The organism is Rheinheimera sp. ATLC3 (genome assembly GCF_059429535.1).
The window spans coordinates 2,506,654-2,524,021 of record NZ_CM182103.1; the positions used below are offsets into that span (position 1 = coordinate 2,506,654).

Sequence of the window (17,368 nt, forward strand, 5' to 3'; positions counted from 1 at the left end):
AAACCAAATGACAACACGTAAAAAGAAACGTTTTATTGCTGGCGCCAGTTGTCCGAAATGTAAGGCGACGGATACGATGATGCTGTTTTTGGAAAATAATGTCGAAAAAGTAGAGTGCGTAGCGTGCGGCCATCAGATGGTGCAACCGGAGGCACAGATAGCCAAAGCCAGCCGTGCTGCCGAGCAGGTAATAGGGGTATTTAAACCCGATTAATAGTGGGGTGGTGGCGGCTCTTCTTCCGGCCGCAAAATGCCTTGCTCATCCGGCAGGTTACGCAGCTTTTCCGCCAATAACATCACTTGCTGTTGCAGGCGGTCTATTTTCTTTTGGTGTTCCAGCAGTTCATTGCTCAGGCTGTTAACGGTGTCTTCCTGGAAAGCCAGTTTGCTTTCCAGCTCGACAATGTGCAGCTGCAGCTCTTGCTCATTTACTGTCATGTTTAATCTCCCATACTTCGGCAATGCCACTGGAGCTTTCGCTGATAAGTTGATTGTTGTTTAAAAACGCCACGGCATGCACCACGGCGCTGGGTGGTCTGCTATCTGCACGCACAGACACCTGCCAGCTTTGCAGTTCACGCCCAGTTTGTACATCCCATAAGGCCAGCTTGCGGGTCGGTGCGCCGGTCGTCAGATACTTGCCATCGTTACTGAAACGCACGGCACTGAACACCTGCTGACGTGCTGTGAATTGCAGTTTGCTGACTAACTGACCAGTTTGGATATCCCAGATTTGGGCTAAGTCCTGACTGTCGGCAGTAAAGGCGTACCGGCCTTGCGGATCAAGCGCTACCTTGGTTACCCGGCTAGGGTGGCTAAAGCTGTATATAATCTGGGCGCTTTGTGTATCCCATAAATGTGCTTTGTAATCGTTACCGCCGGTCAGGGCATAACGACCGTTAGGGGACATCGCAACGCTGTTAGTACGTTCTGTATGGCCTAAAAACTCCAGCCGGCGGCCACTGGCCAGCGTAATATGCTGCACGCCGCCATCACTTTTGCCAATCAGTAAGTGGGCGCCATTATCTGATACCGCGACATCCCGCACCGTGGCGGCGTCAATTTGCCAAAAACCGACGTTTTTGCCACTTGCTATATCCCATAGCGCAAAAGTGCTTTGATCTGCTGTTAGCACATGACTGTTGTTATGGCTAATGGCCAGGCTAAATACCAGGTTTTCCGCATCGTCGTGATGCTTCCACTGATATTTCAGGGCGTTATTTTGCAAGTCCCACAAAGCAACACCATCCTGAATAGACGACACCGCGCTGTAGCTGGCGTCGTCTGATAAGGCTGCAGCATAACTGCCTTGCGCAACATGCGGCAATTGTTTTACCGGGGGGGAAGTTGTCAGTTTTTCGCAGCCGCTGAGCAGTAATAGCAGAAAAAACACAGGATATTTCATGTCGGGTGTTAACCTCATCCGCACAAACCGTTAGTATAGGTCAGTTCATTGGACACTATTAAAACATACTTTTGCAGCCTGGCTGCGTAAATCTTGGAGAACCGAATGCGCTTAGTCACCAAAATGTCACTGGTCGCAGTGGCTGTTATTACCCTTACCGCCTGCCAAAAAGAAGCTGAGCAGAAGCCTGCAGCACTGGATACCGATGAAGCAAAACAATCATACAGCTTAGGTGTATCTGTTGGCCGGTATCTGGACAGCACGCTGGATGAATACAGCAAAATGGGCTTGTCATTAGATAGCGCATTAATTTTACGTGGTGTGCAGGATGCGGTGGCAGACAAAACTGCGCTAACCGAAGAAGAAGTGCAAACCATGATGACGGCTTTGGAAGAACAGTTCCGTGAAAAGCAAACCGCTATTGCTGAAGCAGAAGCAGCCCAGGCTGTTGCGGCAGGTAAAGCTTATCTGGAAGAGAACGCCAAAAAAGAAGGCGTAAAAGTGACTGAATCCGGCTTACAGTATGAAGTGTTACAAGCTGCAGAAGGTGCCAAACCTAAAGCTACTGATACTGTAAAAGTACACTATACCGGCACTTTAGTTGACGGCACCAAGTTCGACAGCTCTGTTGACCGTGGTGAGCCAGCGCAATTCCCTCTGAACCGCGTGATTCCGGGCTGGACCGAAGGTGTACAACTGATGAACGTGGGTTCAAAGTACAAGTTTACTATTCCGTCTGAGCTGGCTTACGGCGAGCGCGACATGGGTGTGATTAAGCCAAACAGCGTACTGGTATTTGAAGTAGAGTTGCTGGATATTATCCCTGCAGAAGCCGAAGAAAAATAATAGGCGACAACAATAAAAAAAGCGGCTTTCAGCCGCTTTTTTTATCTGAGCTGTTTACGCAGACAGACTGTTGTCAGTGTGTTTTTCATATAAGGTATGGATAAGCTCGTCTTCATATGCAAAACGCTCTTCCAAAGCTTGCCCCAGCTCTGACAATTCCCGATCAAAGGCGCCGCTATGACGGGTGCTCAGATGATCGGCATACAGGTCATTAAAATTCAGAGCCAGGTCGGTTGAGACTGCAATTTTTGGATAAAGGCTGTCGGCAAGTTTACGGCTGTCAGTGCCATTTATTGCGCATTCAGAGACAATACGTTCATAGACTTCAAAGTGGCCTGCTGATAAATAGTCTACCAGTAACTGGCAAAACTCCTGAACTGCAGACTGGGCAGGCAATGTTGTGCGCTTATCATCAAAGGGCGGCAGAGAAGCCAGTTTACAGTAACTGACGATAAGCTGCTGCCGTTCATCCAGCCAGTTATCGATGGCAGTTAATGAACCACCCCATTTTTGACGCGCTTTTTGCACACGGGTGTACATTGCCTTCTCCTTAAGTACAGCAACTACGCTGCGAATAGTGTCTAATTAAATGAATTTTGCAGTAAAGATCAACCGTTTTTTTATTGGTCAGCCCAGTGAACAGCATTATCATAGTATCGGACAACAGAGTACCGCAGAGGGCAACAGATGATCAAACATAGTCTCAATGTAAAAGCGCAATCTTATGGTCGCTGGTTTGTTGTCAACCGGGGGCGGATTTGGCTGAACAAAGCCGGGCAGGTGCCGGTTGGCGAATACCGGGACCTAACATTATCTGCAGAACCGGAGCAGGTCTGTTTCCTGGGGCAGGATAATAATGTCGATGCTTATCTACTGATCAACCACGACCAGATAACAGACGAAGAGCAATGGGTGTCACCGCGTGAGTTACTCAGTGCGGGCGAAAGTATTTTCGAGTTGGCAGCACGCGCAGTGCAGGTTGCTTTATTCTTGCAGACTCACCGCTTTTGTGGGCAGTGCGGCAGCGCTATGAATCTGGTGAACTGGGAACTGGCAATGCTGTGCAATAAATGCGGGCACCGCTGTTACCCGCGTATAGCGCCGTGCGTACTGGTGGGTATTTTACATGATGACAAAATTTTGCTTGCCCGCTCAAGCCGCCATCGGCCCGGTTTTTACTCTATTCTGGCTGGTTTTGTTGAGTCAGCAGAGACATTAGAGCAGGCAGCTGTGCGTGAAGTAAAGGAGGAAGTGGGCATTGATATTACTAATTTGCGTTACGTTGGTAGCCAGCCCTGGCCTTTCCCGCATTCGCTTATGACCGGCTTTATTGCGGATTATGCCGGAGGTGACATCGTCTGCCAGCCGCAGGAAATTGAAGAAGCAGGGTGGTATTCATTAAAAGCGCTACCGCAAGTGCCTCCGATAGAGACATTGTCTGGCCAAATCATTGCGCAAATACAGCAAATGGCAGGCAAATAAAGCATCTTCTATATAGCGAGGGTTTTGTCAGGAAATACAGCACGAACGGCAGAAAATAAAAAAGCCACATAAAGTGGCTTAACTAAATTTTTGCGAGGTCCCGTTTATACGGGCTTCTTACTTGTTATTCTTCACTAGCGCAGGACTGTTATAGCAAAACAATTTGCTGATGACAAGCACCTATCACAAAAAACATGAACCCAGCATTTACAGGGAAAAAATAGGCGTCACGCCTGCGCAGTGATAAAATAGCCGCAATTCTGTGAATGGCGGGCTAGATATGCAATTAAAAAATGATCGGTACCTCAGAGCTTTATTAAAACAACCGGTAGACAGAACACCGGTATGGATGATGCGTCAGGCTGGCCGTTATTTGCCAGAGTATCGTGCAACCAGAGCCCAGGCCGGCGATTTTATGTCGTTATGCAAGAACCCTGAATTAGCATGTGAAGTGACGCTGCAGCCTCTGCGTCGCTATGCGCTGGATGCAGCCATTTTATTCAGTGATATTCTGACAATCCCTGATGCTATGGGGTTAGGGCTGTACTTTGGCGAAGGCGAAGGTCCTAAGTTTCAGCGACCGGTGCGTGACTTTCTGGAGATTGCTAACCTGCCAATCCCGGATCCTGAACAAGAACTGCGTTATGTTATGGATGCTGTTCGTACCATCCGCCGTGAACTGGATGGCAGTGTGCCACTGATCGGATTTTCCGGCAGCCCGTGGACATTGGCAACCTATATGGTTGAAGGTGGAAGTAGTAAAACGTTCGGCACCATTAAAAAAATGATGTTCAGTGAGCCTGAAGCACTGCACCTGCTGCTGGATAAACTCGCCCAGAGCGTAGTGCTGTATTTAAATGCACAGATTGCAGCGGGTGCACAATCTGTAATGATTTTTGATACCTGGGGTGGAGTACTAACGCCGCGGGATTATCAGGAGTTTTCGCTTGGCTACATGCAGCAAATCGTCAATGGCTTAACACGCGAAGCTGACGGGCGTAAGGTGCCGGTTACCTTGTTCACCAAGAATGGTGGTTTATGGCTGGAAGCGATTGCAAACACAGGCTGTGATGCGTTAGGGCTGGACTGGACTATTAATATCGCTGATGCCAAAGCGAGGGTAGGTGACAAGGTTGCCCTGCAAGGCAATATGGATCCGGCAATCCTGCTCGGCTCTCCTGAGCGTATCCGTCAGGAAGTTCAGATGATTCTGGATGGCTTTGGCCAAGGCAGTGGCCATGTGTTTAATCTTGGCCATGGCATTACCCCTGATGTAGATCCTGAGCGGGTTAGCGTATTTATTGATGCAGTACACTCTTTTAGCCGTACTTATCATATGAGCGCAGACATCGCTGAGTAAAAAGAAAAACCCCGGTATTGCCGGGGTTTTCATCTTTCAGTTATTGCCGGCTGACGCGGTCTGATAGTCTGCCAGCAAATCTTCAAAGTTCTGTATTGTCCAGTTACGGCTGCGTGCCTCTTCTAAAGCCTGGCGCAGCATAGATTCTCCTCTTCCTTGCTGCCCTAGCTCAATAAAAGCTACACCCAGAGTAGACAGCAAATTCGGGTTATTTGCATCAATTGCCCGTCCTTGTTCAGCCAGGCGGATGGCTTTGTTCGGGTCCCGTAAAGTTGGATCATCTGACATGGCTAGCAAAGCAGCATATTCGGCTATCGCAGGCATATACTCTTGCAACGCCGCAACTTCGAGATAGCCAGCGGCTTTGTGCGGATTATAGTTTACGTTGTTGCTGTCGAGTAATTCCTGTGCAAGCAGATAAGCGGCCTTCGGGTCACCACTGTCTGCTGATATTGCTAACCAGTTTACCGCTTTATTTTGATCGCGGTTGCAACCATTACCTGTTTTTAAACACTGAGCAATTCTATATTGTGCTTTTGGATGTCCGTTTATGGCTGCTTTTAAGTACCAACTTATCGGATCTGATTCTGTGACGATATTATTCTCCGCAAGCACAGCAAAAAGGTATTGATTTTCAGCAGATTCATTTTCTGCAGAAGCAAGAATTCGCAATAAAAATTCTTCATTATCATTTATAAAGCGCCTGTTTTTACTTCCGGTGTCTGTTTGAACTAGAAAAGGATGAGAGCGCATTTCGAGTCTGATAGGATCTCCGTAAATATTCTTAGGAGGTTCAAATTGCCAACTGTTTACTGCATTAAGTACGTAGACGTCAATTTGATCTTGGGGAAATGCAGACGTGACCTCAGCGTTTTCCACTAATCCCTGTTCGTTTATATCAAAATGCACTACAGCCCAAGCAGAAAGTCCGGATCTAATGTAATGACTAGGGTAGGAAGGCTCTCTTTTGTGAATTGCTTTAGGGAGTTCGGTTGATTTGATAAAGCGGTTTAATGTGGGATGCAACGTGTCCTTCAACGACTTTTTTCCATACCTAGCGCTTAGATCGTGATAAACTTCTTTGCCTGCCAAACGCGACTTAAGCTTAGTACGTAATTCCTGGTACTGTCCTTCTGCTTGTGGGTGATTACGTTCCTTAGCGATCAGTGTCCAGGCGTAAGCAAGATTCATATCCGGGTCAACACCTAAGCCTTCAGCGTACATCCGGGACAATAGAAATTGTGCTTCAAGATGCCCTAATTCAGCCAGTGTTTCGAGTTGAGGTTTTGCCAGCGCATATTCCTGCTTTTCAAATAATGCTTTTGCTGTCGGAAAGTCTGCATGTGCCTGCCAAGATAGTAAACACAGCAGTGCTAATGCGTACTTAAGCTGTACCATATAAACCCCACCAAAACTAATTATTTAATTATTATGTAATTGAGTTTACAACGAAATATCAGGCAAAACAAAAATAAATGTTACAGCTCTACAGCCGCCATTATTTTATTTAAATTCAATAAATTAGCTTAGAATAATCTATTTAGTCCATTCAGAGCCGCTACCCGGTAGGCTTCTGCCATCGTTGGATAATTAAATGTTGTATGAACAAAGTACTCAAGCGTATTACCACCGTTCTTCTGCATCATAATGGCCTGTCCTATATGAACAATCTCGGCAGCCCGTTCTCCAAAACAGTGAATACCAAGGATCTCTAACGTATCCCGATGAAATAGCAATTTGAGGCTACCGACATTGGTATTGGCAATTTGCGCCCGTGCCAGATGCTTAAACTGAGCCCTGCCAACTTCGTATGGAATTTTTGCCGCAGTCAACTCCTGCTCTGTTTTGCCAACAGAACTCATCTCCGGAATGGTATAAATGCCGGCTGGAATATCCGCTATCAGGTGGCCGTCAAGATTACCTTTGACAATAGCCTCACCGGCTAATCGCCCCTGGTCATACGCGGCACTGGCCAGACTGGGATAGCCAATAACATCGCCTACGGCGTAGATGTTATTCACGCTGGTCTGATAATGGCTGTTCACTTTTACCAGGCCGCGGCTGTCTGCTTCCAGCCCTATCGCGGACAGGTTCAACATGTCGGTATTGCCAGTTCTGCCATTGGCAAATAAAAAGCAATCAGCCTTCATTTTTTTGCCTGATTTTAAATGCAGCACTACGCCATCTTCTTTGCCTTCAATCCGATCAAATTCTTCACCGTGACGGATTGTCATGCCGGAGTTCCAAAAATGGTAACTTAAAGAATCGGATATTTCGGTATCCATAAAAGATAGCAACCGGTCCCGGGTGTTGACTAAATCAACGCGTACACCCAGGCCGCGGAAGATAGACGCATATTCGCAGCCGATAACACCAGCACCATAAATAATAATATGCTTAGGGTCATGCTGTAGTGACAGGATAGTATCTGAGTCATAGATCCGGTTATGGTTAAAGTCGACTTCAGCAGGGCGATATGGGCGTGAACCTGTTGCGATAACGATCGTCTTTGCACTCAATTCAAAGCAACTGCCGTCATCACTGCGGATACTTAAGTGATGCTTGTCGATAAAACGCGCTTCTCCCTGATACATTCTGACCTGGTTGCGGTCATAAAAGCCGCTCCTTAACCTGACTTGTTTGCGGATCACACCCGCAGCGTGCTTTAAAATTTGTGAAAATGTCAGCTTGGTATGTTGCTCATCCAACTGAAACAGCGGGTTCTCATTAAATTCAATCAGTCGGCTAACGGAATGACGTAAGGCTTTGGATGGAATTGTGCCCCAGTGAGTGCAGCCGCCTCCCACAGACTGATAGCGTTCTATGGCGGCAACTTTAAGGCCGCTTTTAGCCAGATACATGGCTGCACCTTCGCCTCCCGGGCCGGTGCCGATAACAATGGCATCAAAATCAAAGTGGGCTTTCTTTGGCGACGTATTTTTTCCACTCACGCTATCAATCTCGCTGTTTTCATTGATTTATATCTGAGCATATCAGGTATCGGGCACAAAAAAAGAGACCGGAGTCTCTTTTTTCTGTTAGCTAAACGCGGTGACTAAGCGTTGCCAGTGCTGTTGTTGTTGCTGCAAATGCTGCTTAAACTCGAGATAACGATGCTTAAAATCAACCGCCTGATACTGCGCCATCAGTTGTTCTTTACGCTGTAAAAGCATTTGCTTTTTCAACTGATAATAGTCCTGCATTCTGGCAGACAATATTTCATATTCATGCTCAAGTAACTGCAGCAACTGTTCAGCGTTGGGGCGCAGTTTCACGTGTTCTCTGGCGCGCAGTAATTGCATCTTCGCCTTAGCTTGTTCAATCCGCTCCTCCGGCACAGTGCGAAGATTACTGGTGAGGCCTAACCATGACGCTGCTTTGATAAACCATTTGGTTGGATCAAACTGGTACCACTTAATACCGTTGCGATAATCAGACTCAAAAATATGATGAAAGTTGTGATATCCCTCGCCATACGTCAGTAACGCCAGTAAGCCATTGTCACGGGCAGAGTTCTGGTCGGTGTAAGGCTGCTTTCCCCATATATGCGCCAGAGAGTTGATGAAAAACGTAAAGTGATGGCTAAGAACCAAGCGTAATACGCCAGCAGAGAGCAGCATACCCAACACATTTCCGGTAAATAACCCCAACAGTAAAGGAATGCCGAAGTTAGTTAACACAGTAAGCCACAGATAATTGCGATGCTGCCACATTACAATAGGGTTCTTCTGCAGGTCCCGCGCATTGTTATAGTCCGGTTTTTCAACACCTGGGTAGTCACGCAACATCCAGCCTATGTGGCTGTACCAGAACCCGCGGCCTGCAGAGTACGGATCTTTGTCGTTGTTATCGACATGACGATGATGCACGCGGTGGTCTGCCGACCAGTGCAGAGCACTATTTTGCAGTGCAAATGCGCCGCCAATCGCATAAATCCACTGCAGCACAGGATGTGCTTCGTAAGTTTTGTGAGCCCAAAGCCGGTGATAACCTGCAGTAATCGACATGCCGCAATACCCCAGGCAAACAACAGTGGCAATAAGTTCTGACCAGCCAAAACCTACCGTCAGGGCATACCAGGGGACGCCAATGAGTGCGACCAGAGTAGTGATTGAAAACAGCAGGACATTGGTCCAGATGATCGGAGCTTGTTTCATAAATGGCCGCTTTAGCTTACAACTGTTCGCTCATTTTACTGGTCACAAACCGGTGGTCAAGGTATATGATAGGGCTTTTCGGTGAATAAAGGGATTTCTGTGTCAAGAGCAGAGCAAAAAGAGCGTACCAGACGGGCCATTATCAATGCCGCTTTTTCTCAACTGAGCGCAGACAAGAGTTTTGCCAGCCTGAGCTTACGTGAGGTAGCACGTGAGGCAGGTATCGCTCCAACATCATTTTATCGTCATTTTGCCGATATGGACGAGCTGGGCCTGACACTGGTCGACGAAGCGGGTTTAATGTTACGGCAGTTGATGCGTCAGGCCAGACAGCGTATTGAGAAAAATGGTAGCGTCATCCGCACGTCAATAGACACTTTTATGGAGTTTGTTACTGGCAATAGCAATGTGTTCCGGTTATTACTACGGGAGCGCTCCGGTACTTCTGCTGCATTTCGAAGTGCAGTGGCGCGTGAAATACAGCATTTTGTTGCTGAGCTGGCAGAGTATCTACGCAAAGAAACTACCTGTCCGGATGAGTTGGCCCGAGCACAGGCGGAAGCTATGGTGACCTTGGTATTTCACACCGGGGCAGATGCACTTGACGCGCCTTCAGAACAATATGCCTACCTGACCAGCCGAACTATTACGCAATTAAGGTGGTTAGCACATGGTGCGGCCAGTTATGGCCGCAAACATAAAGATTAACGTTTTCGCAGCCAAACACCGGTCTCTATATGGTGGGTGTAAGGAAATTGATCAAATACTGCCAACTTTACAATGTAATGGCTTTGAATGAGTACCTGTAGATTTTGAGCCAGGGTGTCGGGGTTACAGGAGATATAAAGAATATCATTAAATCGACTGACCAGCTGAACCGTGCCATCATCCAGCCCTGCGCGTGGTGGGTCAACTAACACGGTATCAAGCTGCATATCCTTCAAATCAAGCTGCTTTAATTTGCTACCATCTTGTAATGCCGCCGATACATCTTCTGCTGGCATCTGCAGCACCTGAAGGTTGGTGACATTGTTCAGTGTAATATTGTACTGGGCAGACTTAATTGAAGTCCGTGAGATCTCTGTGGCAACGACTCGACCGAAGCAAGGGGCTAAAGCAATAGAAAAGTTGCCATTACCACAATACAATTCAAGCAAATCACCGGATAACTGCTGTGATACAGCCTTTGCCCAGCCAAGCATTTTTCGGTTAACTTCGCCATTGGGCTGGGTAAAGCTGCCTTCAACTTGTTGGTATTGTAATTGTTGGCCGTCCAGCTCAAACTGCTCAGTGACGTAGTCATTAGTCACCATCAGTTTCTTTTTACGCGAGCGGCCGATGAACTTGACTTTGTGGTGGGGAGCTAAAGCTTCAGTCAGTGCTTTAGCCTGATCCAGCCAGCTATTTGTCAAAGGCCGCTTATATATAAGGGAGACCAGTAGCTCACCGGAAAGTGTCGCTAAATAATCTACCTGATATAACTTGTAACGCAGCTCATGATTAAACTGGATATTGTTTAATAGCACCGGCATGAAGTCGGCTATAGTGCGGCAAGCTACCGGGAAGTAATCAATCCTGACTTTATCCCGTGTTTGCGGATCAAACATGGCGTGATAAATGTCATCACCATTGTGCCAGATACGAAATTCAGCTCGTAACCTATAATGTTGTGGCTCAGATGCAAATATCTCGGCCGGCGGTGCTTTGAATTCGCCCAGCAATTGCTGCACTGTATTACTTTTATCAGACAGTTGTTGGGTATACTGCTCGGGGAAAACCTGACCTACGCTCATCGGACACTCTGCTAAACTAAAACGGCTATTTTATGCCAGAGTAACCCTTGAGCCAACAGCCAATCGGCTTAATGATAAGCTTCAAACAAAAAAGAGAGGCATTGCCTCTCTTTATCAACCTAACGTTATGGCGATACTATTCTTCGCTATCGTCGTTATCCTGGCGCTCTTTCGCTTCACGAACTTTTAATGTGCGTTCCTGGAAATTGAAGTCGTTAAGCTTTTGAATCATTTTACTGCCGTCTTTTGCTGCTACTTCAACGAAACCAAAGCCCCGGCGACGGCCTGTCTGCCTGTCTTTCATCAATCGAACATTAATAACAATACCAAAACGCTGGAATAACTCTTTTACTGCGTCTTCATTCGCACGATAAGGCAAATTACCGACATACAACGTTGTGGTCTCACCTTGATAGTCTACAGCCTTATTGGTCTGCAACACCGGGTCTGTGGTGCCGGCTTTAACATCTAATAAGACCGGAATCAGAATGCCTGCGAGAAGTACACCAATAACAACGAAGATTTCCTGACCAAGCCCCAGCACAGGAAGAAAAGCAAAGCTTAAATAAACCAACACAGCTAAAGCCAGTGTATATGGCAAAGAAGCACGAAAAGTGGGTAACATAATAATATCCTAAGCACTTAATTATATTTATCGGAATGCTTTAATCAGATAAAGCAGCCTTATCTTAGCGGTTAGCAGATAAACCGCAACCACTAACAATAGTACTCTGTATAGAACTTTGAGTTAAAAATGCACAGAAAGCTGGTTTAATAAGCAAACGAACCTAAAATCTGAATTTATTGCACTTTAGGTGTTGCAGGAGTTTAAAAACGCCCTATAATGCGCGCCATGCCACGGGGTGCTGCGAAAACAGAGTCTCCGGGTGGTTTAGAAAGAAAGTTAAAAATCTTCAAAAAGACGCTTGACAGACTTTCTTAAATCACTAAAATGGCGCCCTCGCTTCACGGTGGTGTTTAACGCGGTGAAACGGGATAAAAAGTCGGGTGTGACGAGTGTTTTTAAAAAAGAATAATCGTCACGCTTGACTTAAAAACTGGGAAGTGTAACATACGCCTCCCGCTTCTAAGCGAAGCACGCTCTTTAACAATTCGCAATCAATCATCTGTGTGGGCACTTATGATGGATTTCACAAAATGAAATTTATCGGTTGAGTGACTTACATAGAAATATGTTTTAAGTCAGTAAGACTGAGCAGTCCTTTATGGACAGCAAACACTTTTAATTGAAGAGTTTGATCATGGCTCAGATTGAACGCTGGCGGCAGGCCTAACACATGCAAGTCGAGCGAATGAAGGGAGCTTGCTCCTGGATTTAGCGGCGGACGGGTGAGTAATGTATAGGGAGCTGCCCGATAGAGGGGGATACCAGTTGGAAACGACTGTTAATACCGCATAATGTCTACGGACCAAAGTGTGGGACCTTCGGGCCACATGCTATCGGATGCACCTATATGGGATTAGCTAGTTGGTGGGGTAATGGCTCACCAAGGCGACGATCCCTAGCTGGTTTGAGAGGATGATCAGCCACACTGGAACTGAGACACGGTCCAGACTCCTACGGGAGGCAGCAGTGGGGAATATTGGACAATGGGCGCAAGCCTGATCCAGCCATGCCGCGTGTGTGAAGAAGGCCTTCGGGTTGTAAAGCACTTTCAGCGAGGAGGAAGGGTGTTGTGTTAATAGCACAGCATTTTGACGTTACTCGCAGAAGAAGCACCGGCTAACTCCGTGCCAGCAGCCGCGGTAATACGGAGGGTGCAAGCGTTAATCGGAATTACTGGGCGTAAAGCGCACGTAGGCGGTGTGTTAAGTTGGATGTGAAAGCCCCGGGCTCAACCTGGGAATTGCATTCAAAACTGGCACGCTAGAGTATGTGAGAGGGGGGTAGAATTCCAAGTGTAGCGGTGAAATGCGTAGAGATTTGGAGGAATACCAGTGGCGAAGGCGGCCCCCTGGCACAATACTGACGCTCAGGTGCGAAAGCGTGGGGAGCAAACAGGATTAGATACCCTGGTAGTCCACGCCGTAAACGATGTCTACTAGCTGTTCGTGGTCTTGTACTGTGAGTAGCGCAGCTAACGCACTAAGTAGACCGCCTGGGGAGTACGGTCGCAAGATTAAAACTCAAATGAATTGACGGGGGCCCGCACAAGCGGTGGAGCATGTGGTTTAATTCGACGCAACGCGAAGAACCTTACCTACTCTTGACATCTAGCGAAGATTGCAGAGATGCAGTTGTGCCTTCGGGAACGCTAAGACAGGTGCTGCATGGCTGTCGTCAGCTCGTGTTGTGAAATGTTGGGTTAAGTCCCGCAACGAGCGCAACCCTTATCCTTAGTTGCCAGCACGTAATGGTGGGAACTCTAGGGAGACTGCCGGTGATAAACCGGAGGAAGGTGGGGACGACGTCAAGTCATCATGGCCCTTACGAGTAGGGCTACACACGTGCTACAATGGTACGTACAGAGGGAGGCAAGCTGGCGACAGTGAGCGGATCTCTTAAAGCGTATCGTAGTCCGGATTGGAGTCTGCAACTCGACTCCATGAAGTCGGAATCGCTAGTAATCGCAAATCAGAATGTTGCGGTGAATACGTTCCCGGGCCTTGTACACACCGCCCGTCACACCATGGGAGTGGGTTGCAAAAGAAGTAGGTAGCTTAACCTTCGGGAGGGCGCTTACCACTTTGTGATTCATGACTGGGGTGAAGTCGTAACAAGGTAACCGTAGGGGAACCTGCGGTTGGATCACCTCCTTACCTAAAGTGACATGAAGTTATAAGTGTTCACACAGATGATTGATTGCATGAGATAGAGCACACGTACAGATTGGGTCTGTAGCTCAGGTGGTTAGAGCGCACCCCTGATAAGGGTGAGGTCGGTAGTTCGAGTCTACTCAGACCCACCAAATTCCGCGTTATACGGCGTTGCTTCCCTGCTTGCATACCTAAGTATGCTTCACAGGAAAGCGCCTTGTCTAAAGCGAAATTGACTTAGTCAGAAAGACTTAGAGCGAGAAGTTTAAGCTTAGGCGAGCCGATTGAGGAGCGAGTGAAGAAGTTTACATAAGTAAATGACTGAATGAGGGACGAAATAAGGCGAAGCATAAGGTTAAAATCCGAAGCTATAAGATGGGGTTATAGCTCAGCTGGGAGAGCGCCTGCCTTGCACGCAGGAGGTCAGCGGTTCGATCCCGCTTAACTCCACCATTCCTTTAGTGTGTTGAAATTCAAATGAAACTGTTCTTACGAGAATGATTTGATTTGAGTTTAATCTCAAACTGCTCTTTAACAATTTGGCAAGCTGATAGTAGTAAAAAACAAGCTAAGCAACCTCTCGAACTCAAGCGAGAGAGTGTATAGCAAAGCACACTGTACGATTCAAAAACATTTTTGGGTTGTATGGTTAAGTGACTAAGCGTACACGGTGGATGCCTTGGCAGTCAGAGGCGATGAAGGACGTACTAACCTGCGAAAAGCTGTGGGAAGCCGGTAAGAGGCGTTAGACCCGCAGATGTCCGAATGGGGAAACCCAGTGAGTTTACTCACTATCCTTAACTGAATACATAGGTTAAGGAGGCAAACCGGGAGAACTGAAACATCTAAGTACCCCGAGGAAAAGAAATCAACCGAGATTCCGTTAGTAGCGGCGAGCGAACGCGGAGTAGCCCTTAAGCTGGATTGGTGTTAGTGGAATCATGTGGAAATATGAGCGATACAGGGTGATAGCCCCGTACACGACAATGCCTTTTTAGTGAAAACGAGTAGGACGGGACACGTGGTATCCTGTTTGAACATGGGGGGACCATCCTCCAAGGCTAAATACTCCTGACTGACCGATAGTGAACCAGTACCGTGAGGGAAAGGCGAAAAGAACCCCTGTAAGGGGAGTGAAATAGAACCTGAAACCGTGTACGTACAAGCAGTGGGAGCACCTTCGTGGTGTGACTGCGTACCTTTTGTATAATGGGTCAGCGACTTACATTCTGTAGCGAGGTTAACCGAATAGGGGAGCCGTAGGGAAACCGAGTCTTAACTGGGCGAATAGTTGCAGGGTGTAGACCCGAAACCGGGCGATCTATCCATGAGCAGGTTGAAGGTTGGGTAACACTAACTGGAGGACCGAACCCACATCTGTTGAAAAAGATGGGGATGACTTGTGGATCGGAGTGAAAGGCTAATCAAGCTCGGAGATATCTGGTTCTCCTCGAAAGCTATTTAGGTAGCGCCTCGAGCGAATACCATTGGGGGTAGAGCACTGTTTGGGCTAGGGGGTCATCCCGACTTACCAACCCCATGCAAACTCCGAATACCAATGAGTACTACTCGGGAGACACACGGCGGGTGCTAACGTCCGTCGTGAAAAGGGAAACAACCCAGACCGCCAGCTAAGGTCCCAAAGTAATGATTAAGTGGAAAACGATGTGGGAAGGCATAGACAGCTAGGAGGTTGGCTTAGAAGCAGCCACCCTTTAAAGAAAGCGTAATAGCTCACTAGTCGAGTCGGCCTGCGCGGAAGATGTAACGGGGCTAAATCATTCACCGAAGCTGCGGACTTGTGCTTGCACAAGTGGTAGAGGAGCGTTCTGTAAGCCTGTGAAGGTGACCCGGGAGGGTTGCTGGAGGTATCAGAAGTGCGAATGCTGACATGAGTAACGATAAGGGGAGTGAAAAACTTCCCCGCCGAAAGACCAAGGGTTCCTATCCCATGCTAATCAGGGTAGGGTGAGTCGGCCCCTAAGGCGAGGCTGAAAGGCGTAGTCGATGGGAAACGGGTTAATATTCCCGTACCGGCCAATACTGCGATGGGGGGACGGAGAAAGCTAGGCAAGCGCGGCGTTGGTAGTCCGCGTGAAAGTATGTAGGTTGAGCGTTTAGGAAAATCCGGATGCTTAAGACTGAGATACGAGACGAGTCACCACGGTGACGAAGTTGCTAACGCTATGCTTCCAGGAAAAGCCTCTAAGCTTCAGGTATTGGTGACCGTACCCTAAACCGACACAGGTGGTCAGGTAGAGCATACCAAGGCGCTTGAGAGAACTCGGCTGAAGGAACTAGGCAAAATAGTACCGTAACTTCGGGAGAAGGTACGCTCTTTGCTGTGAAGGACTTGCTCCGTAAGCAGTGAAGAGTCGCAGTGACCAGCTGGCTGCAACTGTTTATTAAAAACACAGCACTCTGCAAACTCGTAAGAGGACGTATAGGGTGTGACACCTGCCCGGTGCCGGAAGGTTAATTGATGGGGTTAGCGCAAGCGAAGCTCTTGATCGAAGCCCCGGTAAACGGCGGCCGTAACTATAACGGTCCTAAGGTAGCGAAATTCCTTGTCGGGTAAGTTCCGACCTGCACGAATGGTGTAATGATGGCCAGGCTGTCTCCAGCCGAGACTCAGTGAAATTGAAATTGCGGTGAAGATGCCGTATACCCGCGGCTAGACGGAAAGACCCCGTGAACCTTTACTATAGCTTGGCACTGAACATTGACCCTACATGTGTAGGATAGGTGGGAGGCTTTGAAGCGGTAACGCCAGTTATCGTGGAGCCGTCCTTGAAATACCACCCTTGTATGTTTGATGTTCTAACGTAGGTCCCTGAACCGGGATTGCGGACAGTGTCTGGTGGGTAGTTTGACTGGGGCGGTCTCCTCCTAAAGAGTAACGGAGGAGCACGAAGGTTGGCTAAGTACGGTCGGACATCGTACGGTTAGTGTAATGGTAGAAGCCAGCTTAACTGCGAGACAGACACGTCGAGCAGGTACGAAAGTAGGTCATAGTGATCCGGTGGTTCTGTATGGAAGGGCCATCGCTCAACGGATAAAAGGTACTCCGGGGATAACAGGCTGATACCGCCCAAGAGTTCATATCGACGGCGGTGTTTGGCACCTCGATGTCGGCTCATCACATCCTGGGGCTGAAGTCGGTCCCAAGGGTATGGCTGTTCGCCATTTAAAGTGGTACGCGAGCTGGGTTTAGAACGTCGTGAGACAGTTCGGTCCCTATCTGCCGTGGGCGTTGGATGATTGAGTGGAGTTGCTCCTAGTACGAGAGGACCGGAGTGAACGAACCGCTGGTGTTCGGGTTGTCATGCCAATGGCACTGCCCGGTAGCTACGTTCGGAACGGATAACCGCTGAAAGCATCTAAGCGGGAAGCCGGCCACAAGATGAGTCATCCCTCAGACTTTAAGTCTGCTAAAGGGTCGTTGGAGACCACAACGTTGATAGGTGAGGTGTGGAAGCGCTGTGAGGCGTTAAGCTAACTCATACTAATTGCCCGAGAGGCTTAACCATACAACGCCAAAGATGTT

The 17,368-nt window shown here is 47.9% G+C and carries 13 protein-coding genes, 2 tRNA genes and 2 rRNA genes; 9 read left to right on the top strand and 8 right to left on the bottom strand.

Annotated features, from left to right (window positions below; genetic code table 11):
* Window positions 1–7 precede the first annotated feature (7 nt).
* Window positions 8–214 carry a YheV family putative zinc ribbon protein gene (locus AC5SV9_RS11555; RefSeq protein ID WP_226768265.1) on the top strand — a complete coding sequence of 69 codons (207 nt, stop codon included), beginning with the start codon at window positions 8–10 and terminating at the stop codon, window positions 212–214.
* On the opposite strand, the gene AC5SV9_RS11560 is transcribed toward AC5SV9_RS11555, so the two are convergent.
* Both AC5SV9_RS11560 and AC5SV9_RS11565 read right to left on the bottom strand, forming a co-directional pair.
* On the bottom strand, window positions 211–438 hold the full coding sequence (locus AC5SV9_RS11560) for a SlyX family protein (RefSeq protein ID WP_134058456.1): 228 nt from the start codon (window positions 436–438) through the stop codon (window positions 211–213). The two genes, AC5SV9_RS11555 and AC5SV9_RS11560, sit on opposite strands and share 4 nt — an antisense overlap.
* Entirely contained in the window at window positions 425–1,405 is a 981-nt protein-coding gene (locus AC5SV9_RS11565) for a WD40 repeat domain-containing protein (protein WP_475152633.1), read from the bottom strand. The genes AC5SV9_RS11560 and AC5SV9_RS11565 overlap by 14 nt, the downstream gene beginning before the upstream one ends.
* Before the next feature lie 105 nt (window positions 1,406–1,510).
* Here AC5SV9_RS11565 and fkpA point away from each other — a divergent pair, with 105 nt between their 5' ends.
* Window positions 1,511–2,251, top strand: a complete 741-nt coding sequence (gene fkpA / locus AC5SV9_RS11570; protein ID WP_134058450.1) for an FKBP-type peptidyl-prolyl cis-trans isomerase — start codon at window positions 1,511–1,513, stop codon at window positions 2,249–2,251.
* A 54-nt stretch (window positions 2,252–2,305) separates the two neighbouring features.
* Here the strand turns inward: fkpA and rsd are convergent, their stop codons facing one another.
* Window positions 2,306–2,791, bottom strand: coding sequence for a sigma D regulator (rsd, locus tag AC5SV9_RS11575; RefSeq protein ID WP_475152635.1), 486 nt, complete (start codon window positions 2,789–2,791; stop codon window positions 2,306–2,308).
* Between the two features lie 147 nt (window positions 2,792–2,938).
* Between rsd and nudC the strand changes: the two genes are divergently transcribed.
* The gene (nudC, locus tag AC5SV9_RS11580; RefSeq protein WP_475152637.1) at window positions 2,939–3,733 is read left to right on the top strand and encodes an NAD(+) diphosphatase; all 795 of its coding nucleotides are present in this window, start codon (window positions 2,939–2,941) and stop codon (window positions 3,731–3,733) included.
* A gap of 280 nt (window positions 3,734–4,013) precedes the next feature.
* A complete protein-coding gene (gene hemE, locus AC5SV9_RS11585; RefSeq protein ID WP_134058441.1) occupies window positions 4,014–5,093 on the top strand; it encodes a uroporphyrinogen decarboxylase in 1,080 nt (359 codons plus the stop codon).
* Between the two features lie 36 nt (window positions 5,094–5,129).
* Here hemE and AC5SV9_RS11590 read toward each other — a convergent pair whose 3' ends face one another.
* From AC5SV9_RS11590 to AC5SV9_RS11600, 3 genes are all read right to left on the bottom strand, one after another.
* A complete protein-coding gene (locus AC5SV9_RS11590; RefSeq protein ID WP_475152639.1) occupies window positions 5,130–6,491 on the bottom strand; it encodes a TonB family protein in 1,362 nt (453 codons plus the stop codon).
* Between the two features lie 128 nt (window positions 6,492–6,619).
* Complete coding sequence (gene sthA / locus AC5SV9_RS11595) at window positions 6,620–8,044, bottom strand: Si-specific NAD(P)(+) transhydrogenase (protein WP_134058435.1); 1,425 nt, start codon at window positions 8,042–8,044, stop codon at window positions 6,620–6,622.
* Between the two features lie 87 nt (window positions 8,045–8,131).
* Window positions 8,132–9,250, bottom strand: coding sequence for a fatty acid desaturase (locus tag AC5SV9_RS11600; protein WP_475152642.1), 1,119 nt, complete (start codon window positions 9,248–9,250; stop codon window positions 8,132–8,134).
* Between the two features lie 99 nt (window positions 9,251–9,349).
* Here AC5SV9_RS11600 and fabR point away from each other — a divergent pair, with 99 nt between their 5' ends.
* Window positions 9,350–9,958 (top strand): HTH-type transcriptional repressor FabR, encoded by a 609-nt coding sequence (gene fabR / locus AC5SV9_RS11605; protein WP_475152643.1) that lies wholly within the window; start codon window positions 9,350–9,352, stop codon window positions 9,956–9,958.
* Here the strand turns inward: fabR and trmA are convergent.
* Together trmA and AC5SV9_RS11615 are read right to left on the bottom strand one after the other, a co-directional pair.
* Window positions 9,955–11,043 carry a tRNA (uridine(54)-C5)-methyltransferase TrmA gene (gene trmA / locus AC5SV9_RS11610; RefSeq protein WP_475152645.1) on the bottom strand — a complete coding sequence of 363 codons (1,089 nt, stop codon included), beginning with the start codon at window positions 11,041–11,043 and terminating at the stop codon, window positions 9,955–9,957. The two genes, fabR and trmA, sit on opposite strands and share 4 nt — an antisense overlap.
* A 136-nt stretch (window positions 11,044–11,179) precedes the next feature.
* Complete coding sequence (locus AC5SV9_RS11615; protein WP_475152647.1) at window positions 11,180–11,668, bottom strand: RNA recognition motif domain-containing protein; 489 nt, start codon at window positions 11,666–11,668, stop codon at window positions 11,180–11,182.
* 619 nt (window positions 11,669–12,287) lie between these two features.
* On the opposite strand from AC5SV9_RS11615, the gene AC5SV9_RS11620 reads away from it, so the two are divergent.
* From AC5SV9_RS11620 to AC5SV9_RS11635, 4 genes are all read left to right on the top strand, one after another.
* Window positions 12,288–13,824 (top strand): 16S ribosomal RNA (locus AC5SV9_RS11620).
* 72 nt (window positions 13,825–13,896) lie between these two features.
* Window positions 13,897–13,973, top strand: a tRNA-Ile gene (locus AC5SV9_RS11625).
* Window positions 13,974–14,198: 225 nt separating this feature from the next.
* A tRNA-Ala gene (locus AC5SV9_RS11630) sits at window positions 14,199–14,274 on the top strand.
* A 194-nt stretch (window positions 14,275–14,468) separates the two neighbouring features.
* Window positions 14,469–17,351, top strand: a 23S ribosomal RNA gene (locus AC5SV9_RS11635).
* Together the 16S and 23S rRNA genes with 2 tRNA genes alongside form the textbook arrangement of a ribosomal RNA operon.
* The last annotated feature ends 17 nt before the right edge of the window (window positions 17,352–17,368 follow it).